Source organism: Leptospira terpstrae serovar Hualin str. LT 11-33 = ATCC 700639, from assembly GCF_000332495.1.
Taxonomy (GTDB): domain Bacteria; phylum Spirochaetota; class Leptospiria; order Leptospirales; family Leptospiraceae; genus Leptospira_A; species Leptospira_A terpstrae.
In genome coordinates this window covers 60350-83940 of sequence record NZ_AOGW02000009.1, presented here as the reverse complement: position 1 = coordinate 83940, position 23591 = coordinate 60350, and the positions used below count along the sequence as shown (strand labels likewise).

The 23591-nt window shown below is 38.0% G+C and carries 16 protein-coding genes; 9 read left to right on the top strand and 7 right to left on the bottom strand.

Going from position 1 to position 23591, the window contains the following annotated elements; translation table 11 throughout:
• Positions 1 to 5: 5 nt before the first annotated feature.
• From LEP1GSC203_RS07090 to LEP1GSC203_RS07075, 4 genes are read right to left on the bottom strand one after another with little or no spacing between them, the layout of a single operon-like run.
• A complete protein-coding gene (locus tag LEP1GSC203_RS07090; RefSeq protein WP_002973497.1) occupies positions 6 to 866 on the bottom strand; it encodes a pirin family protein in 861 nt (286 codons plus the stop codon).
• Entirely contained in the window at positions 863 to 1924 is a 1062-nt protein-coding gene (locus tag LEP1GSC203_RS07085) for a glycoside hydrolase family protein (RefSeq protein WP_002973416.1), read from the bottom strand. Before LEP1GSC203_RS07085 ends, LEP1GSC203_RS07090 begins: the two co-directional genes overlap by 4 nt.
• A gap of 15 nt (positions 1925 to 1939) precedes the next feature.
• Positions 1940 to 2482 (bottom strand): SRPBCC family protein, encoded by a 543-nt coding sequence (locus LEP1GSC203_RS07080; RefSeq protein WP_002973357.1) that lies wholly within the window; start codon positions 2480 to 2482, stop codon positions 1940 to 1942.
• 43 nt (positions 2483 to 2525) lie between these two features.
• Positions 2526 to 3845, bottom strand: a complete 1320-nt coding sequence (locus LEP1GSC203_RS07075) for an MFS transporter (RefSeq protein ID WP_002973465.1) — start codon at positions 3843 to 3845, stop codon at positions 2526 to 2528.
• A 47-nt stretch (positions 3846 to 3892) separates the two neighbouring features.
• Between LEP1GSC203_RS07075 and LEP1GSC203_RS07070 the strand changes: the two genes are divergently transcribed.
• From LEP1GSC203_RS07070 to LEP1GSC203_RS07060, 3 genes are all read left to right on the top strand, one after another.
• The gene (locus LEP1GSC203_RS07070; protein ID WP_002973309.1) at positions 3893 to 4867 is read left to right on the top strand and encodes a cysteine synthase A; all 975 of its coding nucleotides are present in this window, start codon (positions 3893 to 3895) and stop codon (positions 4865 to 4867) included.
• Positions 4868 to 5077: 210 nt separating this feature from the next.
• Positions 5078 to 10957 (top strand): LamG-like jellyroll fold domain-containing protein, encoded by a 5880-nt coding sequence (locus tag LEP1GSC203_RS07065; RefSeq protein WP_002973410.1) that lies wholly within the window; start codon positions 5078 to 5080, stop codon positions 10955 to 10957.
• A 68-nt stretch (positions 10958 to 11025) separates the two neighbouring features.
• Positions 11026 to 11397, top strand: coding sequence for a c-type cytochrome (locus tag LEP1GSC203_RS07060; RefSeq protein ID WP_408605595.1), 372 nt, complete (start codon positions 11026 to 11028; stop codon positions 11395 to 11397).
• An 11-nt stretch (positions 11398 to 11408) separates the two neighbouring features.
• Here LEP1GSC203_RS07060 and LEP1GSC203_RS07055 read toward each other — a convergent pair whose 3' ends face one another.
• On the bottom strand, positions 11409 to 12164 hold the full coding sequence (locus tag LEP1GSC203_RS07055; protein WP_002973438.1) for a hypothetical protein: 756 nt from the start codon (positions 12162 to 12164) through the stop codon (positions 11409 to 11411).
• Positions 12161 to 14125: an acetoacetate--CoA ligase gene (locus tag LEP1GSC203_RS07050; RefSeq protein WP_002973343.1), complete on the bottom strand. Its 1965-nt coding sequence runs from the start codon at positions 14123 to 14125 to the stop codon at positions 12161 to 12163. The genes LEP1GSC203_RS07055 and LEP1GSC203_RS07050 overlap by 4 nt, the downstream gene beginning before the upstream one ends.
• A 91-nt stretch (positions 14126 to 14216) precedes the next feature.
• On the opposite strand from LEP1GSC203_RS07050, the gene LEP1GSC203_RS07045 reads away from it, so the two are divergent.
• The 6 genes from LEP1GSC203_RS07045 to LEP1GSC203_RS07020 all read left to right on the top strand — a co-directional run bounded on the left by LEP1GSC203_RS07045 (position 14217) and on the right by LEP1GSC203_RS07020 (position 22706).
• Positions 14217 to 15587, top strand: coding sequence for an MBOAT family O-acyltransferase (locus LEP1GSC203_RS07045; protein WP_002973306.1), 1371 nt, complete (start codon positions 14217 to 14219; stop codon positions 15585 to 15587).
• 9 nt (positions 15588 to 15596) lie between these two features.
• The gene (locus LEP1GSC203_RS07040) at positions 15597 to 16685 is read left to right on the top strand and encodes a DUF1574 family protein (protein WP_002973356.1); all 1089 of its coding nucleotides are present in this window, start codon (positions 15597 to 15599) and stop codon (positions 16683 to 16685) included.
• 85 nt (positions 16686 to 16770) lie between these two features.
• Entirely contained in the window at positions 16771 to 17085 is a 315-nt protein-coding gene (locus LEP1GSC203_RS07035) for a hypothetical protein (protein ID WP_156808577.1), read from the top strand.
• Between the two features lie 40 nt (positions 17086 to 17125).
• Positions 17126 to 18457: a TolC family protein gene (locus LEP1GSC203_RS07030; protein WP_002973455.1), complete on the top strand. Its 1332-nt coding sequence runs from the start codon at positions 17126 to 17128 to the stop codon at positions 18455 to 18457.
• A complete protein-coding gene (locus LEP1GSC203_RS07025; protein ID WP_002973213.1) occupies positions 18454 to 19593 on the top strand; it encodes an efflux RND transporter periplasmic adaptor subunit in 1140 nt (379 codons plus the stop codon). Before LEP1GSC203_RS07030 ends, LEP1GSC203_RS07025 begins: the two co-directional genes overlap by 4 nt.
• 2 nt (positions 19594 to 19595) lie before the next feature.
• Entirely contained in the window at positions 19596 to 22706 is a 3111-nt protein-coding gene (locus tag LEP1GSC203_RS07020) for an efflux RND transporter permease subunit (RefSeq protein WP_002973259.1), read from the top strand.
• Here the strand turns inward: LEP1GSC203_RS07020 and LEP1GSC203_RS07015 are convergent.
• A complete protein-coding gene (locus LEP1GSC203_RS07015) occupies positions 22655 to 23461 on the bottom strand; it encodes a dienelactone hydrolase family protein (protein ID WP_039937464.1) in 807 nt (268 codons plus the stop codon). The two genes, LEP1GSC203_RS07020 and LEP1GSC203_RS07015, sit on opposite strands and share 52 nt — an antisense overlap.
• Between the last annotated feature and the right edge of the window lie 130 nt (positions 23462 to 23591).

Sequence of the window (23591 nt, the reverse complement as noted above, 5' to 3'; positions counted from 1 at the left end):
AACTTTTAAGTGGGCAAAGGAATTCGGTCTGTTTCTTTCGGAACTTTCGGAAATTCATCTTTTGCCCATCTTTCCTTTGCTCTTTCAATCGTATCCTGACTTGTGGAAACAAAGTTCCAAAAAAGATGTCTTTTTTCTGTCAATGGCTCCCCACCGAGTAACATCAAACGACTGTTTTGTTTTGCCTTAAAAGTCACAGCTGTTCCTTTTTCAAATAGAACCATAGACCCCACTGCATAAGATTCACCATTTGATTCAATGGATCCACGCGAAACATAGAGACCAGCTTCTTCTTTGTCAGAAAGAATCCAATTTACTTCCTCTGCCTCATGCTTTATTTCAATGTCAGCATAAAATAAAGGAGAATGTACTGTGGCGGGAGAATGTAATCCCAAGAAACTACCACCTAACAACCGAAACACCAAACCATCTTTTCTTAAAACGGGAATTTCTGATTCGGAAAAATGTTCAAAACTGGGATCTATTCCTTCTTTTTCTTTTGGTAACGCAATCCAAGTTTGAATGCCTTCTAAAACTTCATATTTTGGATCAAATTTAGAGCGTTCACTGTGTACGATACCAGAACCAGCTACCATCCAATTGGTTTCGTGTGGTCGGATGTCCATTTCCACTTTCAGACTATCCCTGTGAGTGATCACACCATCATACAAAAAAGTGATGGTGGCAAGGCCGATGTGGGGATGCGCACGAACCACAAGTTCCTCACCTGTGACCACTGGTACTGGACCAAAATGATCATAAAAAACAAAGGGGCCTACCGAACGTTTTTCCATTGCTGGAAGAACACGGCGGATGATAAAATTATCTCCTAAATCTTTAGAGTGGCCTTTGAGTGAACTTGTCATTTGCGTTTAGACTTCTTAGCTTTTGGTTTTGGTTTCGATATTTTCTTTTTCGGCTTTGGTTTCTTCGCAGGATTGTTTGTAGTTTGCTTCTTGATCCCTTTCGATTCTTCTACCTTTCCCACAAAAAGTCCAATGGCTTCTTTGCCTTGGGTCCAGTGAGCTTTGTCTCTTGCATTAAAGTAGAGGATAAAGATTTTTTCGGCTTCAGAATATTTGACATCACAAGCATAGACATGGCTTGCCTTCCAACCTTTTCCCGTAGGACCAAGGATGGGAGTTTGGTTGATCCTTTCAAAACCCAGTCCATCTTCACTTTGTAAAAACAAAATTGCCGAACAGGATTCCCTTCGAACGGGATTCCAAAAGATTCCATTTTGAAATCCAAGGTAACGCCCTTTCCATTCGATCACTTTGATGGAACCGGCTCCCAAATTACAAAACGGATCCATATCATTAGGAGAAAGGATGGGATCTGAGAAATACGAAAATGGTCCCAAAGGGGAAGTAGATTCCGCAACAGTTATGTATTTGGGTTCACAAAACCCACAATCAGGAATGTAAACAAGTGACGAAGAAAAATACATTCTGTACTTATTTCCGAACTTCACCAAACATGGATTACTAACAGATTCACCAAATTTTGGATCTTTGTGGAAAGGAAACTTGGGTTCAATGACAGTTTTGGGTGAGGACCAAGTTTTTAAATTTTTACTGGTTCGGACTTCGATTCGAGATTTCCACTTTCGGTAGGGAAACCAAGTCATCAGTACATGAAGAAATTTATACTTTTCGTAATAAAGGTAATAGGTCCCGTTTTCATGGAAGATAAAAGGACGCATGGCATTCCATACGACAGTTTTTCTTTTTTTCCAATGGATCCCATCTTCGGAGAGAAATTCTTGGACACCGAATATGTTGTGTGCAAAAAGATGCCAAAGGCCGTCGGAACAATTTTCAGGAAATAAAAAACTCGGATCCGCCAATACGGGCGATGGGAATCCGGGTTTTAGAATGGGATCATCTTGGTATAATTGCCAATAGATATTTTGTTTGTTCAATCGAAATGAATGTCCTTACTTTTCTAAAACAACTTTAAGGTTGGATAGTCCCTCTTCAAAGTCTTTTCCTATCATTTCTTCAAAATTCATAAAAACTAACATCAAATTGGAAGGATAAGGCATCGATCCATCAAATCCCCAAATGACTTTGGATTTTTTTTGGTCCAAAGAAGAAACCTTCATATAACTGCGTTCGGTTCCTTCAAAAGGTTCAAAAAATCGAAGTTCGGTTTCCATCTCCAAAGCATCTCCATTGATCATTTTGATCTCTTGTTCGCCGATCCCAACTTCTTTATCTAAACTTTCCCAACGTGAAATAAAACCAACTGTGCCGTCTTGGCCTGTGTAAATCTTTTTCATACTGGGATCTTTTTTTGCCCAAACACTATACTGGTCTTGGTTCTTTAACAGACGGATGTAAGCAAACACATCTGAAGCTGGTTTAGTGATATCAATGGAACGTTCTACCTGGTATCCAGTAGGTAGAAAGAGAGCCACAACTAACGGTATGGCGATGATGCCAATGATTCCTATGGAAATTTTTTTGCCGAGTGTCATAAGATAATGATCCTATCGATTTTTTTAGATTTAGTCAATTTATTTACCCACGCGGACGCAAATTCCAACTGAAAACTAGAAGGACAATGGCAATCAAAGTGGAAACGAGAACGGCGGACAATGCAACGTCCCAAGAGTATTCTGTGGCAAGGATGGCAAGTCCCTTCCCTTGGGCCGTTCTCCCTAAAGATCCAAAAAGACCGATAAACCCCGCCGCGGTTCCCACTGCTTTTTTAGAGGTGAAGTCCATCCCAGCAACACCTAACAACATGACAGGTGGATAGATAAAAAGACCAATTAAACCAAAAAGGATATAATCGATCCAAAGAGATCCTGGTGGATTGAATAATATTCCTAAAAAAGCAAAGAAAATCGGTAATATACAAAGTAAACTTACCATTCCCCTTCTTCCGTCGAATTTATCGGAGACCCATCCCATAAGAATGGTGGAGCCGATTCCCCCAAATTCTAAAATAAAAGTAGAGTATCCACCACCGACAAGGTCGGCTCCTTTGGTTTCTTTTAAGTAAGTAGGTCCCCAATCAATCAAACTATACCGAATGATATAAACAAAAAAATTAATAATCGCAAATAACCAGATGTATTTATTCATTAAGACCTGTTCAACAATCAATTGTTTGGTGGTAAGTTCCGCTTCATGATCTTCTTTTTCTTCTGGTGGATAATCATTTCTATAAACTTCAACAGGAGGAAGACCTTCCGATTGTGGAGTGTCTACAAGTCGGATGTATAAATACACGGATCCAACAAGAGCAATAACCCCCGGAACAAAGAAGGCGTACTGCCATCCAAATTGCGATGCTGCATGAGATGCGACAACACCAACAAGCCCGCCTCCAATATTATGTGCAATATTCCAAAATGCAAACGTAGTACCGCGTTCTCTTACCGAATACCAGTGACCTAAAGAACGTCCGCAAGGCGGCCAACCCATTCCTTGCACAAGACCATTGGCTCCCCATAAAAAAAGATGAATCCAATAATGATTCGCAAATCCAAAAGAAAAATTCAAAATGGCAGTAAGAAACAAACCTACTGCCATAAACTTTCTTGGATTGGAACGATCGGAGAGTGCTCCCATTAAAAATTTTCCAATACCATAAGTGATGGCTGTGACTGCGAGGATGTCACCTATCTCTATTTTCGAATAGGATAACGCTTCACCAATTTCTTTAGAAACAGGTGAGAAGTTGTTTCGAGTTAAGTAGTAGGTCGTATAACCAAGAAAAGTTGATTCCAATACTCGAAACCGAAATTTCGGATAGAGCGATTGGATTTCTGATTCAGACTTTTGTGGTATGGACGGAGCAGGAGCGAACCACCGGCGAATGGTTTGTAACATAGACTTGGAAGATGTAAGTCTAAAGGAAAGGAGTCAAGTCGATTCTCATGAAAACAGATATACGAAACGGATTTATTGATACTGTGGGGAATACCCCTTTGATACGCATCCATTCCTTAAGTGAAGAAACAGGATGCGAAATTTTAGGCAAAGCTGAATTCTTAAATCCCGGCGGATCTGTAAAAGATAGGGCTGCATTATACATCATAGAAGACGCAGAAAAAAAAGGTCTTCTGAAACCCGGAGGAACTGTTGTCGAAGGAACTGCTGGCAATACGGGAATTGGTCTCACTCATATTTGTAATGCCAAAGGTTACAAATCGGTCATAGTCATTCCAGAAACTCAATCCAAAGAAAAAATTGAAATGCTACGAACGTTAGGTGCAGATGTCACTCTCGTTCCTGCAGTACCTTATGCGGATCCCGGAAATTACGTTCGTGTATCAGAACGAATTGCATTAGAAACTCCAAACTCCGTTTGGGCCAACCAGTTTGATAACTTGGCCAATCGGAATGCCCATTTTGAAACCACAGGACCGGAAATTTGGGAACAAACCCAAGGGAAAATTGATGTTTGGACCGCATCACTCGGAACAGGTGGAACTTATGCGGGAACGGGATTATTTTTTAAATCAAAAAATCCAAATATCAAGTGCATCGTGGCAGATCCTTACGGCTCAGGAATTTATTCCTTTGTCAAAACAGGCAATATTACGATCGAAGGTTCCTCCATCACAGAAGGAATTGGCCAAGGCAGGATCACGAAAAACATGGAAGAAATGCCTGCGGATGACGCTGTCCGCATCCATGACAAAGAAGCCCTTCGTATTTTGAATTTAGTTTTAAAACAAGATGGTCTGTTTATGGGAGGAAGTGTCGGAATCAACTTAGCGGCAGCTTACCAAATTGCTAAAGATTTAGGTCCGGGACATACCATCGTGACTGTGTTATGTGATAGCGGAGCAAAATACCAATCTAAAATCTTTAACCCAGAGTTTTTGGCATCGAAAGGTCTGATTTAAGCCAAACAAGGGTAAGATTTTTGACTTGGCTATTTGAAACTGTCTCTCAAGTTACAGTGAGTAGAAATTTATTTACCTGAACCAAAGATACTTTCCCAAAGTTTAGGAAAGAAATTCTCTCGACTTTATCGATTCTTGTATTTTACTTTTCGATAATAGAAAGAGTCGTGAAATCCTAAGTTTTATGACTCTTTCTAGTCTGTAGAAAATATGAGTTATACCCTAAGAATTTGTATCTATATTATTTTGTTACCGCTCTTTGCCTGTAAATTTCCAGGGATTGACCGCTCTATATTAGAAACTTATACTACTTTTCGTTTTTTACAAGCCAACACCCTTACTTATTCTGTTTCCTTTCGTGTCTCGGGACTATTAGGATCCGGTCTCCAAATTGAAAACAATGGAGATATTGTGGATGTTTCGGCTAACCAGACTTATACTTTCTCAAAAAAAATTCAATCCGGCTCCCCTTACAATGTAATCGTCAAAACACAACCTAATTCTCCCATTCAGAAATGTATTGTTTCTTCTGGATCAGGAACTGTACTCAGCGGCAATATTGAAGGAATTCAAATTGTTTGTGGAGATGCACTGTATCTTATTTACGGGACTGCCACTGGACTTCTTGGTAACGGGCTCCAAATACAAAATGTAACTGGCGCCGGTACTGATGTAATCAATGTCAATTCTACAAGTTTTTCCTTACCTCCCATTCCCGCAGGCGAAACATATAATTTTAGCATCATAAGCCAACCAACAAGCCCAAGCCAAACTTGTTCCATAACATCTCCCGGCATCACAACAGGAATTATGGTGGCTGCTCATTTGCCAGCAGCAATCAACTGTACAACAAATTCTTTTGCTGTGAATGCACAAGTAACCGGAATTTTAGGTACTCTTACTGTTGGGAACGAACTCAAACTTACGTTAGATGGATCAAATACAATTAATGTTATTGCCGATGGAACATTTCCTTTTCCAGGCACTTATTTGAGTGGTGGAACATTTTCCATCGCGATTGATAATCCTGGCGGAATCATATCCACAGGTGTCTGCACTTTAAGTTCAGGCACAATCACTGTTGCCAATGGTGCCTATACCATTCCTGTGAATTGTAGTAATGCCTTTCTAATCAGTGGAACTGTCTCCAGTCCCGGTGGAACCACCACGAGTATCCTCAGTGGTTCGGTAACTTTGGATTTAGTAAATACAGGAGGAACTCCCTTTACTACTCAATCCATCACTGTAGCTTCTGGTGTGACAAACTTTTCTTTCCCTTCAACCATTCCTGGTGGTTCCGATTATCAAATAGTAGTTTCTTTATCTGCACCTAACCAAGTATGTACGATGACTGTCGGTGCCACTCATACAGGAACCACTTCAGATCAAGGAACAGCTGTAGTCAATTGTAGTTTACCAACACCTACATTTTCGCCTGTGAGTGGATCAGTTTTTAATGATGATGGAACTGTAACTTTAGCCACTCTGATCCCAGGATCAGAGTATCGTTATACTTTGGGAAACGGAGGGCAAGTGGATCCCACTTGTGCTACAGGAACCATGACAACGAGCACTGTATCAATAACAAACACAAACCAAGCTGTCATCAAAGCTATTCACTGTAAAACAGGTTGGGTGGATTCCACAGTTCAAAATTCTACTTACACTTTAAAAGTTGCTACACCAACTCCTAGTTTGGCGACAGGATCTCTTTTGAATTCAGGACAATCGGTTAGTTTTTCGACAACAACAACGGGCTCTACTTGGGTTTGTCAGGAAGGAGCAGCAGGAACACCGACTGATCCTGTTTGTGGTGCCACAGCAAACACTTGTTCGTCTGGTACACTAGGCAATTATATATTCCCCACTCCCGGTTCTTCACAAAACGTAAAAGTTCGAATGTGTAAACTCGATTATGTAGGTAGTGATATACTAAGTTTGAACTACCAACCGAATGTTTACACAGTGAGTGGAACTATCAGTAACTTAACTATTCCCTTCGGTGTAAATACATTTGTTTTACAAAATAATTTAGGGGATGATTTGACCATTGCTGGAAACGGAACCTTTACTTTCAACACTGCGATCCCTACTGGCTCCAACTATTCTGTGACAGTTTTCTCAAATCCACAAAACCCTTGGCAAACTTGTAACGTAACCAATGGATCAGGTACTATCGCCAATTTAGCCATTACAGACGTTGTCATTGCCTGCTCGGTAAATCAATATACTATGAGTGGAAACATCACAAGTAACATCGCATTACCTTCAGGACTGACAGTCACTAATGGTATTGATACAATCAATGTTCCTGGAGGTGCAACCACCACACCCATCTCCTTTACAACACCTATTGCCAGTGGCACAAATTACGATATCACAATCACAGCAGAACCACCGGGATACGTTTGTGCGATCCAGTCAAATTATTCTGGAACAGTTCTTGGAACTAACATTACAAATGTGGCAGTCAATTGTGTTCTTGGATACCGTTACGGAAATACGATCACTGCAAAAAAACCAGCACCCATCCAAGTGCATTACTATCGCGGTCAAGTGAGTACTACGGCCGGACAAGCAGCCAGTGGATCAACGGATGCAACGGGAACTTCAGCCACCTTCACAAATATTGGTGGGATCACATTTGATGGAACCAAAGGATTTATTGTTGATTCAGGAAATCATAAAATTCGAGTTTTTAATCCCACAACCGGTGCTGTGACTTCCCTAGTTGGAAATGGAATCGCAGGGAATACCGCCGGCTCAGGATCTGTGAGTGCATTCAATAATCCGAGAGCCATCACAACAGACGGAACCTATCTCTATGTTACAGAATATAATGGAAATAGGATCAAAAGAGTTCTCATTAGCTCCGGTTATGCGGAAACTCTTGCAGGTGATGATTCTACAATCTCACCAGCAAATGCCAATGTGGATTCTACAGACCCAACACTTGCGAGGTTTGCTTCACCAGCAGGGATTGTTTTTGATGATGATAAATTGTATGTAGCAGATCGCAATAATTCAGCCATCCGAGTGATCAAACTTAGAAACCGCGAAGTCACTACACTTACAAGTGGTGGTGATATCAACCAACCAGAAGGGATTACGATCGCAGGTGATTATATTTACGTAACAAATTTAGGTACATATAATATCACTAAAACTCATAAAGTGACAGGTACTACAACCATTCTTGCAGGAAGTTCAACCGCTGGTTTTGTGGAAGGAGTGGGAACCGGAGCCAGTTTTTTAATGCCTCACGGACTCACTCATGATGGAATTTTTTTATATGTAGCCGATTATGGTAACCATCGCATAAGACGTGTCCATATGCTAACCGGCGAAGTCATTACTATCGCAGGTTCTGGTGGCACTGGTCTAGTGGATGGCGAAGGAGTGAATGCATCTCTCAATGCTCCATTATACATTGCTAATATTGGAAATGTTTTAGTATTTGGCACGGCACATGCACTGAGATCACTCAATGTTTCTGGACTTTTAGCCTACTACCCTCTCAACGGATCCGTTTTGAATTTATTAAATAACCAAACCATCACGGCAGTAGGAAGTCCTGGTTTTGGATTGGGCCGGTTTGGAGAAACTGGGGGAGCTGCAAGTACATCCGTTGGAAATGCAGGGATCGCACCTTCCCCAAGTGCTGCGACTTCTAACATAACATTATCTGCTTGGTTCAATTGGGATGGAACCAATGCGGGAATTGGTAAGGTAATCGTATTTAATGGCGATCTTGCTTCTTCAGGACATGGTCTCTTTATCGATTCCAGTAAACAATTGGTGCTTGCTCGGGGTGGTTATCCTAGTGACTCAACATACACAACAGTCATTCCCAACTTATGGACCCATGTTGCAATGACAGTAGATAACAATAATATCTATCGAGTATACATGAATGGAAACCTTATTTTTGAAAAACAACGATCTACCAATCCAGTCACAGGAAATCTTACGATCGGTGTAGGCTCCGGTGGTTCCTTTTTCTTTCCTGGTCGCATAGCTGACGTTAGATATTATAACAAAAATCTCAATGATGCAGAAATCAATGACCTAGCACGTACAGCAGATTCGACTCTCGTAGGAAATTCCTATTCTTCTCGCCCAATTGAACTACTGATGAACTATCAATTTAAGGCAAATACAGACCCACTGGGTCCAGTTGGGAATACTCTTTCCTTATACGGTGGGCTGACTGGATATGCTCCTGGTCGTGACCGTAGTCCCAATGCGAGTGTACGTTTTGCCCTTGGAAACAATGGTTATGCGAATGGAACCGAGTTAGGATTACCATTAGGCCAACATCCACGGAGTGTATGCGTTTGGGTGAATCCTGAAACTTATCCTTCCAATCCCAATGAACATTTGGCCATTTTTTCTTACGGAACTCCAGGCCCTGGTTCCGAATTCATATTGTCTATTTTTAAAAATGGACTAGGTGATAATTTAATTCGGTTCGGAGGTTTAGGTGGTGGTGAAGTATTTACAACTTATTCCATTCCGCTCAATCGATGGTCTCACATATGCGGAACCTTTGATGGCACTTATGGATATATCTATGTGAATGGAATAGATATTGTAGGCCCTTCCAATATTGGTACCTCCATAAACACAACACCTAGTACGGGAGTTTACATTGGTAAAATCATGACTTTTTCTACCCAGACTTTTGCTGGTAAAATAGATGACATACGCGTCTATTCAAAAGCTCTTACAGATAAAGAAGTGAGACGTCTCTCTGCTCAAATTCCCGTAGGTCTTGTAGCTCGTTTTGATTTTAACAAAGACCTTCAGGATGTGAGTGGGTTTGGTAACCAAGTTACCAATATGGGTGTTGGCCTTTTCACTGACCGATTTGGCCAAGCTGCTGCTGCCATAAGTACAAACGGTACTAATTATATCAATGTTTCTACAACCGATACCCAATTACCCTATAGCCAACAACCAAGGACAGTTTGTGTTCATTTTAAATCAAACCTCACTAATCCAGGTACAATGGTAAGTTTTGGACAAACAGCTACCGACCGTTTGGTGGCACTTGGAGCAGGATCAGGTGGAGGAAAATATTATTTCGCAGGTTTTGGAAATGATGTTGAAGAATCATATTATAACCATGAAAATGTATGGCACCAACTTTGCGGTGTTTACGAAGGACCTGATGGTGGTTATGCGGCAAATTTATACCACAATGGTGTTAAACTCAGGACAGAAACCAAAAATACGTGGGATACCAATCCAACTGCGTTTACCATTGGGACACGAACCGACCTTTCAACAAGTTTTTCTGGACTGATCGATGATGTTTTAGTTTATAACCGAGCCCTTGGACCCAATGAAATTCAATCACTTGCAGGTTTTGATCCAAGACAAGTGGTAACTTGGTCTCCTACATTAGCACTAAGTAGCTTACGTCTCCACCTAAGTGCCGATAGTTTATCAAACCAAGGTAATGGAACAGCAATTACAACTTGGCATGATAGAAGTGGTAATGCTGCATCCTTTTTTAATGGAACAATGGCACCTACATTCAACAATGCTGGATTCAATGGAAAACCATCCGTTTCTTTTAATGCAGTAAACTCAGAATACCTTTACCGTGGTCCTGCTGCAGACATTCCTTCAAACAATTCAACTTTCTTTCTAGCATTTAGTCGAACAACATTAACCAATGGAACTTTATTTGAATCGGCAGCGGGTGGTGTCTCTTACTATTTGGATTCCAATATCGTTCGTATGGCAAAACCTTCAGAAGGACTCATCGGAAGTAGTTCTGGGGCATTTGGGGGGACATTGATCCCTTATTTGATTGCGGCAGAATATACAGCAGGTTCCTCTTTTGGATTTTATCTAAATGGTACAACCATGGGAATCCCTACAGATACAACGAAAGTATTTACACAAAATAATATTTATTTAGGTACCAACGAAACCACCACAAGTTTCTTTTCCGGCCATATTGCAGAAGTTCTTTATTATAAAACAAATCTGTCTAATCCCGGTAGAACTATTGTTTATTGTTATTTGTCGCAAAAGTATAACATTAGTTTGGTTGGATCAGGGTTCTACTGCGATTAATTCCATTGAATTCGTCAAATTGGAAAATAATTTCTTTGGCTAAAACTCACCAGGATAAAGCAGCTTGGATATTGATTCGATGTTTTATAATCTTACTTTTTATTAACAACTGTACCCAAGAAAATGAATCTCCAAAAAAAGAACCTCCCCCACCACCTGCAGTGACTGTTCCTTTTCCAGAAGCAATGTATGTACAAAATGGATGTGCTTCCTGTCATGGTATGCAAGGCAATGGGCGGGGGACAAGAACAGCATTGTTTGCAAACGTACGAATTCCTAATTTTCAAGATAAGTCAACATATATCTATGGATCTTCAAAAGAAGCCATTGCAAAAACTATTAAAAACGGAATTCCTGGAACCTATATGAAAGCCTATTTGCATATGCGAAAAGTGGAAATTGAAGCGGTTGCTGAGTATATCCAAAAAATGCAAAGATAATCTTTGATTTTTTATCTACCTAAATTCATCAACACAGTAAACATTTCACAAGAAGTGACAGAACCTAACTCACAAGAGTCACTTAACTCTTCTAGTGCGATTGTGATTTCTTCCGATTTTTTAGTCTTTAATCGATTCAGAGCGCTGGTTTCTAATTCCTTGGCTTTAGAAACTTGCACTTCCAGATCTTGAACCTTCCAAGGCATTGGTCTATTTCCCCAAGTCAAACTTTCCAGAAATAAATTTATATCTTTTTCAATTTGAGGATAAACCGACTCGTAACATGTAATTAAAATCGTAAAACCAAATTCTTCTTCAGTTGCCGTGATATAATGTTGTACAATTGTATCTTCTTTATCTTTGAAAGTTCCAGACATTCCTAAAAATTTATACCCATTGTCAATGTTTGGGATTTTTTGTAAGGAAAAGGACTTACGAATATTGGTAATCAAACTAAAACGTCTAGATTCTGCATGGAAAAGAATTGGATGTAACGGAAGTTTGTTTTCAGATTCTTTAAATAGAACTACTAGTGCAGGGATAATTTCTCTACCTGATTCCTCTTTCAGTGGAGATGTTTTGAAATGATCAAACTTTGTAGTTAACCCGTTAGATCTTCGTTCCGTAAGATACCACTGGGAAGGTAGGACAAAGGATAAACAATTAGTCCGAAAACAAGAACGCCAGCGATTCGACTCAGCATTCAAATTTACAGAAGCCAAAATGCAAATAATAAAACATCCCGTAACCATCCGAAAAAAACTCATACATTCAGTTCCTTTCGATCTCTAAAATAATCTAGGGAATTTGGGTTTGCGAGTGCATTTTTATTTTTTACCTCTACACCAGCTACCGTTTGTTTAACGGCAATTTCCACTTTTTTTCCATTCACTGTATAAGGAATTTCGGGGACAGAAAGAACTAAGGAAGGCACATGCCTTGGAGAAGTTTCTACTTTGATCCGTTCTTTGATTTTTTTTACCAAACTTTCATCGAGTGTAACACCATCCGCTGTGACTACAAATAAAATCACTCGAACATCATCCTTATACTCTTGTCCAATGATGACACTGTCTTTTACTTCAGGAATGGTAGAAACTACTGAATAAATATCTGCCGTACCAATGCGAACACCACCAGGATTTAATGTAGCATCAGAGCGACCATAAATCACCAATCCATTCTCAGGTGTAGTGGAGGCAAAATCACCGTGACACCAAATATTATGATAAGTTTCAAAGTAAGCAGATTTATATTTTGTACCAGATTCATCATTCCAAAAGGATAGAGGCATAGAAGGAAACGGTGTGGGGCAAACTAATTCTCCCTTTTGATTTTCTACCGATTTGCCCATATCATCAAACACTTGCACATCCATCGCCAAACCCTTACATTGAATTTGACCTTCAAACACAGGTAAGATGGGATTTCCCAAAGCAAAACATCCGTTTAAGTCTGTTCCACCAGAGATTGAAGAAAGTTGCACATCTTTTTTAATATTTTCATATACATAACGAAACCCAGAGATAGGCAAAGGTGAACCCGTCGAAAGAATCACCTTGAGTGTAGAAAGCGAATACTTAGTTTGAACGGACACTTTTTCTTCTTCTAATACAGAAAGGTATTTGGCACTAGTTCCAAAAACATTGATGGATTCTTTTTCTGCTATTGACCATAAAGTTTCCCAAGATGGATGGAATGGATTTCCATCAAATTGATAAAGAGTGGCACCCAAGGCTAAAACGGATTGAGACCAATTCCACATCATCCAACCGCAAGTTGTATAATAAAAAAACCGATCTTGTTTGGATACATTACAATGTAACGAAAGTTCTTTGGTATGATTGAGTAAAACTCCTCCGCCCTGAACAATACATTTCGGAAGGCCTGTGGTTCCGGAAGAAAACATAATGTACACGGGATCAGAAAAGGAGATAGAAGTATAAGCCAACTGATCAGAAGGATTGGTTTTATCAATCTCACTGTATCGGAATGGAAAATTTATTTTACCAAAATCTTTGATTGGCTCAACAAAATCATATACCAAAGTCTGTTTAAATTCAGAATCCTTAGTATTGGTCAACTGGATAGATACTTCTTCCAATTTATCCGTAATGGATATTTGTTTACCTTTAAATAAATAGGATTCAACTGAAATAAGGACTTTGGGATTGATTTGTTCAAATCGATCTAAAATTCCTCGAACTCCAAAGTCAGGTGAGGCGCTAGACCAAATTGCACCTAACGTTGTTGTTGCCAACATTCCTATGGTGGAGATAGGTGCATTGGGCACAAGACCAACAACACGATCCCCTTTTTTAACACCCAATGAAATGAGGTGTTTTTGTAACTTCAGAACTTCTTGTTTTAGTTCCGCATACGTTAACCGTTGTATTTGGCCATCTTCCGAATAAAATACCAATGCTAAATCATTTGAATTCCCAACTTCTAATAAATTCTCAGCAAAATTATACAAAGCTCCAGGCAACCAAATCGATTTTGAAAAATGAATTCCATGTTTTATTATTTTTTCTGGTTCTTTGTGTAACTTAAAACCTGAATAGAACAACCACTCTTTCCAGAACAGTTCATACTGTTCCACTGAAAACTTATGAAAAGAAACATAATCAGAAAATGATTTCTGAAACTTAGTTTCCAGATGGCCTTGAAAACGGGATAGATTCGTATCATTTGAATGAGGTGTCCAAAGTATATTTTGAGTCGCCATGAAGACTTATCTTCCTGGATTTGATTTTTGAGGCAAGTATGATTGTGTAAAATGACTGGTAGAAAAAAATATCGAGGAAATTCTAGGGAAAATGCTGTTCAATTCTATCGATTATTTTTTCTTTTTTATAGCCTGTTATATTATCTATTGGATTTCACCTTCTCGCTTTCGTAATTATGTCCTTATCATTTTTTCTCTAATATTTTATGGGTATTGGAGCGGTTCCTTTTTAATTCATTTTTTACTTTTTATCATTCTCACTCATCTTTGTGTCCTAGGAATTCTCAAAACAAAAAAAAGAATTTTTCTAATTTTGGGTGTTTCGATCAATTTGATCAACTTATGTTTTTTTAAATATTTCCTTACCTACATAAAATATTTAATGTTAGAAGGTGACCTAACCATTCCTTTCTTTCAATCTTTGTCAGAAATAGTATTACCTTTAGCCATAAGTTTTTACACTTTCCAAATGATAGCTTATTTGGTTGATGCATGGCGAGGAAAATTTACAGAATCACCTTTTTTAAACTTTCTATTATTCATTTTATTTTTTCCTCAACTCATCGCAGGTCCCATTATGCGGCACGATGACTTTTATGATCAAATCAATCATTCCAAACTGACATTAGATTTTGTACAACGAGGTATCCTGCATATCATTTCTGGGTTAGTAAAAAAAGTTCTCATTGCTGACCAAATTGCTAAAATCATCAATCCTGTTTATTTAAACCCTGGCGAATATGATGGTATATCGATTCTATTAACAACGATAGCCTTTTCTTTTCAGGTATATGGTGACTTTTCCGGTTATACCGATTTAGCAAGAGGATCAGCATTCTTACTTGGTTATGAAATTCCAGAAAACTTTCGTTCTCCTTTTTTATCTGTCAGTTTTACAGAACTATGGAACAGATGGCACCACACACTTTCCACATGGATAAGGGATTATCTATATATTCCGTTAGGTGGTAACAGAGTATCAGAACTTAGGTATAATATAAATACCATCATCGTGATGTCCTTGTCAGGTTTATGGCATGGAAATACTTATACTTTTTTTCTATGGGGATTTTCCCATGGTATTTTTCTTTCTCTGGAAAGATTTGCATTTGGTAAACCTGACAGAAAGTCTATGTCTTTCCTAAAAAAAATATTTGCTGTCATTTGGATCTTTGTTGTGTTTTCTGTTCTAGCTACTTTCTTTCGTATCGATACGCTTAAAAAAATTGCAACATTTTGGTCTGCCAGTATCAATCTTACTGGTAAAATCATTTATCGCCCAGACTTTTGGGGACTAATTCTTGCAAGTTACATAATTCAAATTTTAGAATTCAAAAACTATTTTTCTGATCGATTCAAACCTTATACTAACTTGATTATTTTTATTTTGTGTTTATTTGTATACTTTGCTCTTATCAGAATTGAGTCACCGGTAGAGACATTTATATACTTTCAATTTTAATGGGAATTTATGAAATTTAATCGAACTTATTTTTTACCTTTCTTTATTTTACTTACCATTTTCGTAATAGATAAATTGGTTTGTATTCCCGACGTCAGAGAAAGTGGCCGAAGAAATTACAAAGCAGGTCAAAATATTTTACTTGGAATGCCAGTCATTTGGGTAGAAAATAAAAAAATCCAAAGTAGCGGAAAAAAAGTAGCAGTCGTTACAGGGACATCACGTTCCGAACCATTCCATGAATGGGCAGAAATTCCAGTTAACAAGTCAACAATAAAGGAACCTGTGTATTTCGAAACTCGGACTGCAGTAAAAGCTTCTGAGTTTTTATTATACTATTTATTAATCAAATCAATGACCGATTCTGGTTTTAAACCTAATGTTTTGTTTTTAGAATTTTCTGATGAAATGTTAAACGAAAACAATATTTATACATACAAAACAAAATGGGCTGAGCTCATGTTGCACGAAAACGAATTAATTGACATTTATGATTCAATGAATTCTGAAATGCAACGAGATATTATTGCACGTCTTCTGTTCTTAGGTTATAACTACCACTTCAAACCAGTATTAGCTGCTAAAAACCTTCTAACTGGAAATCGTGTAACCAATGATACTTATTTTATAGGTATCTCTTCTTATATGAATGTGAAAAGACCTTACAAACCCGAAGATATTGGATACGATGTTAGTCAATTCCCTGCTAAAGAGTTTCAAGAAAGAATCATAGACTATGCTGAATCGAGAAAACAACATTTTTTGAGCCGCTTTCAAATCTCAGAAACAGAAACAAATTTCTTTAAAAAAATAGTAGATCATGCGGAAAAACACAATATTCCCATGGTAATCTGGGAACCACAAATTCACCCGTATTACAACGACATTCGTCATAAAATCACAAAAGGTGGGATTTTTAAGCAGTACATCCAACAATTTGTGAATTCAAATTCAAAAAATATTCGTCATGTAAGTTTAAATGAGGGAAATACAAAATGCACTACTTATGTGGATTGCAGTCACGTTTCCCCTGTTTGCGTACCCGAAATTGCAGATAAGTTATTGCAAATTGCAAAGGAGATCCCAAACTTTAAGTAAGGTTATGAAGCTAAATCTGAAAAAACTCAATTTCTGGAGAAAAATTTTTCTGTTTAGCTTTTTGTTTCTTTTTTCCGCTAACTTTATGTACCAACGCATTGTTGATAACGAAGTCAACTGCGGACTCATAGGTTCTCCAGAAAGTGGATGCCCGTACGCTTTTTTAGACCATGCCTTAGGTTTGAATCCAGGTCACGATTTGCAGGAAGATGGGGAACATACTGACCATGTTTGTTTTTCTTGCCCATGCAATTTAATTATGTCTTGCTCATGGGATTTATATCTCTCTCATGTACTCATTCAACTTCACAAAGTTTATATCCACCAACCTGATCTTCTGATACCGAAACTCGTTACTTTAAATAGTTTTTTTCGACCTCCCAAACATAACCTCACTTAGTTGATTCGCAATTTCATTGCGTGAACACTTGGGAGGTTCTATGAATTTTAATTTTTTTCCCAAACTATTTAAGTTAATATTAAGTTGTTTGGTTTATATTTACATCTCGATTGGCCCACTCCATTCAGAATCAAATGATTCCTATGGAGTTAGTTGCCAAAAGTTCAATTCTCTAACAGAGCTCAGTCAATGTATTGTGCGTAAACATCCTGACTATCGAATTGAAGAAATCAAACTAAGAGAAATTTCCGGCAGAAAAAAAATTGCCTCTTATTACTTTCCATCAAATCCGGTTTTCAATAGTTATGCGGCAATTAGAAAAGGAGATTCTACAGGTCCCGCTTTACTATCTGGACCCACTGCAGCAAATAACTTTCAGGTTATGGTCAACCAAGAAATTTTTACTAATGGGAAAAGAGAGATCGCAATTCAAATTGCAGATGAAGAATTTAAAGCACAAGTCATTCGCTTAGAATCCGTTAGGCGATTTTTAGAATTTGGAGTTCTAAAAAAAATGACTCGATTTCGATATCTTTATCTAGAAGAAGAAAATAGTCTCAATAGTTTAAATCTAGTGAAAGAATTGAAAAAAGTATCAAAAGCTAGAGTGAACGAAGGTTTATCTCCAGGGATTGATGAATCCCTATCGGAATCAGAAGAAATTCGGATATTTAAAATTTGGAACCAAACACATAGACTTTCCGAAAATGCAAAGTCAGAGTTAGAAGTTTTACTCGGTGCTCCTCTAGAAATAGATATAACCCAAATTCAACATTGGTTTTTACCCAAAGACTTACCAAAAGAAAAAGTATATCTAATTCAAATGGCAATGCAGATGAGACCAGAACTTTCTCTTTCTGAAAAAGAAATTGAGTTATCGGTTCTACGCCAAAATGAAGTTAGACGTCAGAAAATTCCCAACGTAACTTTAGGTGCCTTTACACAAAACGATGGATTTAATGAGAGAGTGGTTGGGGGAATGGTAAGTTTCCCTATGACTGTTTGGAGAGATTATGAAGGGGAAACCATTATAGCATCTTCAAAAATTGATAGCTCTAAAGAACTGAAAGAATCTGTTTCTAGAAATATTAAACAAGAAGTTCTATTTGCTCTAACCAATTATTTAACTCTTTCTGAAGAAATTAAACTATATGATACACAAACAATGGAAAGGGCTGAATCGGATTTAAAAAATCTACAAGAAGCCATTCGATTTGGAAAAATAAAAATTATAGATGCCATCAACCATCAACGAATTCTTTTACAAACAAAACTAAACTACCTGAACACAAAATCAGAATTTGAATTAGCTCAAATTGAACTCGTTCGTGTTCTCGGACTACCTAGCGACTCATTAGGGGTCAAACCATGAAAAAACAAACAATATTACTTTTTAGTTCCCTTATCCTCATTGCCTTCTCTATTTATCTTTGGAAATTCCGAGGAACAAACACTAGTTCCGAAATTTCAGACGAACCCAAAGATATAGTGAAATTATTAGAGGAGAATAGAAAAAACCTCTCATTAGAAACAGACGTTGTTAGAATCGAACCGATCCAAACTAAAATTGAACTGATTGGAGAAACAGAAGCTGTTCCCGACGCAATCATTGATGTACCAGCTAGGATTTCAGGGCGAATTACTTCAGTTTTCTTTGTGGAAGGTGATTCCATCGAAAAAGGACAAAAGTTAGCAACCATTGATTCCCCAGAACTTGCAAAACTGAGGTCTGCCTATTTAGTTGCAAAATCTAAATACATTGCCACTGAACAAAACTTAAATAGAATCAGTTCCTTGGTCAAAATGAATTTAGCCGCCAAACAGGAGCTAATTGATGCTGAATCAAATTTGAAAGTCATAGAATCAGAAAAAATTTCGGCAGAAGAGAATTTACGAGCAAATGGACTTGCGATTGATAATTCTGCATCCGGAGTATATACAGTATATGCTCCAAAGTCTGGACTTGCCTTGTCAAGAAATGCAATCCCTGGATCCATTGTATTAGGAAACCAAATCCTAACTACGATTGCAGAACTTTCTCAACTTTGGTTTCAAGCAAAGATTTTTGAGAACGATCTGAAATTTCTTTCAGAAGGTATTTCTGGAAAAATCATATTGAATGCTTATCCTGATTCAGAATTCGATGGAATATTAGAACATATCGGTGAAAAAGTAGATCCCGAATCCAGGACGGTTCACGCAAGACTTGTTTTTAAAAATAAAAATCGTAAAGCAAAGATTGGATTGTTTGGAAAGGCAACATTAAGTGTCAACGGTAGAACAGGAATTCAAATTTTAGAAAATGCCATTCAATCTTACCAGAATCGAAAATTTGTATTTATAGAATCGCAATCTAACGAATTCAAATGGAAAGAAATCACAACAGGAATTACTACAGATGGAAAAACGGAAGTACTTTCTGGAATCACACAGGGAGATAGGATAGTTACAAAAGGAGCCTTTGAACTCAAGGCAATTCTCTTCAAATCAACATTTGGTGGAGAATAATTATGGAATTTTTAACAAAAATTGTCCAAATATCATTACAAAACAGATTATTCATAATCATATTAACAGCTTTACTAGTGTTTGGTGGAATTTATTCACTCAATCATTTAAAGGTGGATGCTGTTCCTGATATAACCAATGTCCAGGTGCAAGTGATTACTACATCACCGGCCTTATCCACTCTCGAAATTGAACAATACATTACATTGCCAGTGGAAAGAGCCATCACAGGAATTCCTAACTTAATAGAAGTAAGGTCAGTATCAAGGTATGGATTTTCTCTAGTGACTGCTGTCTTTGCAGACGGGACTGACCTATGGAAAAGTAGACAGTTAGTCAGTGAAAAATTAACTGAAGCATCGGAAAACATACCGGCTATTTTTGGAAAACCAGTGATTGGTCCTATTACTACCGGACTTGGAGAAGTCTTTCAGTTCACCTTAGAAAGTGAATTGCATAACCAAATGGAACTCACCACCTATTTGAATTGGTACATCAATCCAACTCTCAAAACAGTTCCTGGAATTGTAGAAGTGAATAGTTTTGGTGGCAAAACAAAACAATACCAAGTCATAGTCGATTCATTCAAAGCAGCATCACTCGGTGTTTCCTTAAACCAAATAGTAAGTGCAGTTCAGTCCAATAACCTTTCAACGGGAAGTGGGTACATTGAAAGGTCCGGCGAACAGTTGATTGTAGGAAGTGATGGATTATTAAAAACAACTTCTGATTTCGAAAAAATCCAAGTAGGTAAAATGGGAGATGGTTTTCCTATTTATTTAAGTAGTATTGCAAAAATCATAGAAGGTCCAAGATTACGTAAAGGCGCCGCCACTGCCTCAGGAAAATCAGAAGTAGTTGGTGCCGTAACACTGATGTTACTCGGTGAAAATTCTCTAGAGGTAACTACCGCAGTCAAAGAAAAAATCACTCAAATAGAAAAAACTCTACCGTCTGGAATGAAAATTAAACCGTATTATGATCGTTCCATTATGGTAAAAAACACTCTAAACACGATTGTATGGAACCTTTCCGAAGGGGCAATCCTTGTAATCATAATCCTATTCCTGATGATTGGTGATTTTCGCTCAGGATTAGTCATTGCCTCTGTCATTCCCCTTGCCATGTTATTTGCTATCACTCTTATGTTTATGAGAGACTTACCCGCAAACCTAATGTCTATGGGTGCAATTGATTTTGGTCTCATTGTTGATGGTGCTGTCATCCTGATTGAGAACTCTCATAGGCGTTTAGGATTAAAACGAAAAGAATTAAAAAGAGATCTTACCGGCAAGGAACAAAAGGAAACCATATTAACTGCGACGATTGAAGTTCGTAAAGCCACCATTTATGGTGAAATCATTATTGGAATCGTTTACATCCCTATCCTTACCTTAAGTGGAACTGAAGGAAAAATGTTTATTCCAATGGCTACTACCGTTTTATTTGCGTTACTCGGAGCTTTCTTTTTGACTCTCACACTCATTCCTGTATTAGCCTCTTATTTCTTGAAAGGGGGTCATATCGCAGAAGGAGAAACAAAATTTTTCCAAACAATCCACAACTGGTACACTCCTAAACTGGATTATTGTCTAAGAGAACCTAAAAAAGTAACATATTCCACAATTGTTATCCTTGTTCTTTCTATTATTTTATTCTTTCGGTTAGGTGGGGAATTTTTACCAAAATTAGATGAAGGAAATCTACTCATCGAAATTAGTCGTTACCCATCCACAACTTTAACTGAATCATTACAATCTTCTATGAAAATAGAAAAAGCTATTCTTAATGAAATACCCGAAATCACTGAAGTGGTTTCAAGAACCGGATCTCCCGAGTTAGCAATTGAACCAATGGGTGTCGAAAAAACTGATATGTATATGGATATGAAACCAAGGTCAGAGTGGACCTTAACCAAAGGGGAAATTGAATCTAAGTTACAAGAGATTATAGAAAGAGTGGCCCCTCAAGTGGCTTACGGATTGTCCCAACCGATTGAAATGAGAAACAACGAAATTATGGCTGGAATCCGAGCCGACGTGGGTATCAAAATTTTTGGAGATGATTTGCTTCAATTGAAATCTATTGCAGAAGAAATCTCTACAAAAATTAAACACATCCCAGGTGTTGTTGACTTAAGGATTGAACAATTGTATGGTCTGGAATACCTCAGAATCAAACCTAACAGAGAGAAATTGGCAAGGTATGACCAATCAATATTAGATATCAACCGAGTTACGGAATCTATTTCGTCGGGAGTCCCAGCAGGTATCGTTTATGAAGGTATGAAACGTTTTGAAATTGTTGTAAAAACTGATGTTGGGTCAAACCCAGAACAAATCAAAAATATTCCAGTGAAAGTTGGAAAAAATACATTTGCTCCTTTACACGAGTTGTCGGAAATCCAAATCGAAGATGGCCCCGTTCAAATTTACCATCAAAATCAAAACAGATATGCGTTAGTTCAGTTTAATATTCGTGGTAGTGATATGGTTAGTACTGTCAATTCAGTACAAAAAGTTTTAGAAAATGAGATTAAGTTTCCAGTAGGTTACCATTATACGACTGGAGGTGAGTTTGAAAAATTTGAATCCGCCACAAAAACACTTTATGTTGTGGTACCTATCACACTCATCATCATATTTTTAATTCTTTATTTTGCGTTTAACGAAGTTTCTGCGGCCATCATCATCTTTTTAAACGTTCCTTTTGCAATCACCGGTGGAATTTTTGCACTTTATCTCAGAAGTTTACCATTTAGTATTTCGGCTGGTGTAGGTTTTATAGCACTCTTTGGAATTGCGGTTCTCAATGGACTTGTGTTGATAAGTTTTATTCGAAGTTTAGAACATGTGGGAATCACTAAAGAAGAGGCAGTCAAAGAAGCAGCCATCTCTAGACTAAGACCTGTTCTTACCACAGCTCTTTTGGCATCGATAGGATTTATACCAATGGCAATCAGCACATCACCAGGAGCAGAAGTCCAAAGACCTCTTGCTACCGTAGTGATCGGAGGGTTAGTGTCTGCCAGTGCACTTACCCTCTTTGTACTTCCTCTCGTCTATTTAAAGTTTGCTGCAAAGAAAGTTTTCATGCTTTCAAAAGATGTATAGTCTGCTTTTTCATTGTAGGCCAATCCAGGAAGTCCATGTTTTTCAGAACCTGGTCTTGTAAACCCATGAACGGCTCCTGGATGAGAAACAAATGTCACAGGAGCTTTTGCATCTGTAACTGTTTTGATAAAAGTTTCAACTGAGGCTTTCGGAATAAAAGGATCATCAGCTCCATGATGTACTAAAACTTTGCTTTTGATTTTTTTTACCCCAGAAGCCAAGTTTTTACTTCCTAAAAATCCATGGAAGGATACCACTCCTCCTTTTAAATCAGCGCCATCTAATGCAAGTTCAATGACACCGCCGCCGCCAAAACAATAACCGATTGCACCAATTTTTCTAGAATCCACATTTGGATTTGATTTTAGGATATCGAGTGCTTTGTAGATTTTTTTAAGAATGATTTTTGGATCTCCATTGGCACCGGACAGTTTTCCTGCCTCTACATGGTCTTTTGCAAGAATCCCTTTCCCATAAACATCCATAACAAAAGCTACATAACCTTGGTCTGCTAATTGCCTTGCCCGTTGTTTTGGATACTCGTTTAATCCCCACCATTCATGAATCACTAGAATGCCAGGTCTTTTTCCAGTAATTGAGGAATCGGTAGCGAGATAACCTTCGTAAGTTTTCCCATCCAATTTGTATTCCACTGGCGATCCAGCAACTGTTGATTTTATCGGAAGTTGGGCAGTAGGCACACTGGCGCATTGAATAACGAAAACGAGTGTAAGAATGGAAATGAGTTGTTTCATAAGTCTCCTGTTCCGACAAAACAGCAATGGCTTTGACGGAGATAGATTTAGAATTCTAAATTGAATCAATAAAAAAGAAACCTTAATTTCTCATTAATTTTGCTAGATTTCCTCCAATCTAAAATTTTGT

Bases quoted from the DNA above. Each gene is read 5' to 3' on its own strand.
- LEP1GSC203_RS07035 (WP_156808577.1), top strand. From the start codon at position 16,771: ATGTACCAACGCATTGTTGATAACGAAGTCAACTGCGGACTCATAGGT.
- LEP1GSC203_RS07050 (WP_002973343.1), bottom strand. From the start codon at position 14,125: ATGGCGACTCAAAATATACTTTGGACACCTCATTCAAATGATACGAAT.
- LEP1GSC203_RS07055 (WP_002973438.1), bottom strand. From the start codon at position 12,164: ATGAGTTTTTTTCGGATGGTTACGGGATGTTTTATTATTTGCATTTTG.
- LEP1GSC203_RS07090 (WP_002973497.1), bottom strand. From the start codon at position 866: ATGACAAGTTCACTCAAAGGCCACTCTAAAGATTTAGGAGATAATTTT.
- LEP1GSC203_RS07065 (WP_002973410.1), top strand. From the start codon at position 5,078: ATGAGTTATACCCTAAGAATTTGTATCTATATTATTTTGTTACCGCTC.
- LEP1GSC203_RS07040 (WP_002973356.1), top strand. From the start codon at position 15,597: ATGAAATTTAATCGAACTTATTTTTTACCTTTCTTTATTTTACTTACC.
- LEP1GSC203_RS07075 (WP_002973465.1), bottom strand. From the start codon at position 3,845: ATGTTACAAACCATTCGCCGGTGGTTCGCTCCTGCTCCGTCCATACCA.
- LEP1GSC203_RS07080 (WP_002973357.1), bottom strand. From the start codon at position 2,482: ATGACACTCGGCAAAAAAATTTCCATAGGAATCATTGGCATCATCGCC.
- LEP1GSC203_RS07045 (WP_002973306.1), top strand. From the start codon at position 14,217: ATGCTGTTCAATTCTATCGATTATTTTTTCTTTTTTATAGCCTGTTAT.
- LEP1GSC203_RS07030 (WP_002973455.1), top strand. From the start codon at position 17,126: ATGAATTTTAATTTTTTTCCCAAACTATTTAAGTTAATATTAAGTTGT.
- LEP1GSC203_RS07020 (WP_002973259.1), top strand. From the start codon at position 19,596: ATGGAATTTTTAACAAAAATTGTCCAAATATCATTACAAAACAGATTA.
- LEP1GSC203_RS07025 (WP_002973213.1), top strand. From the start codon at position 18,454: ATGAAAAAACAAACAATATTACTTTTTAGTTCCCTTATCCTCATTGCC.
- LEP1GSC203_RS07015 (WP_039937464.1), bottom strand. From the start codon at position 23,461: ATGAAACAACTCATTTCCATTCTTACACTCGTTTTCGTTATTCAATGC.
- LEP1GSC203_RS07070 (WP_002973309.1), top strand. From the start codon at position 3,893: ATGAAAACAGATATACGAAACGGATTTATTGATACTGTGGGGAATACC.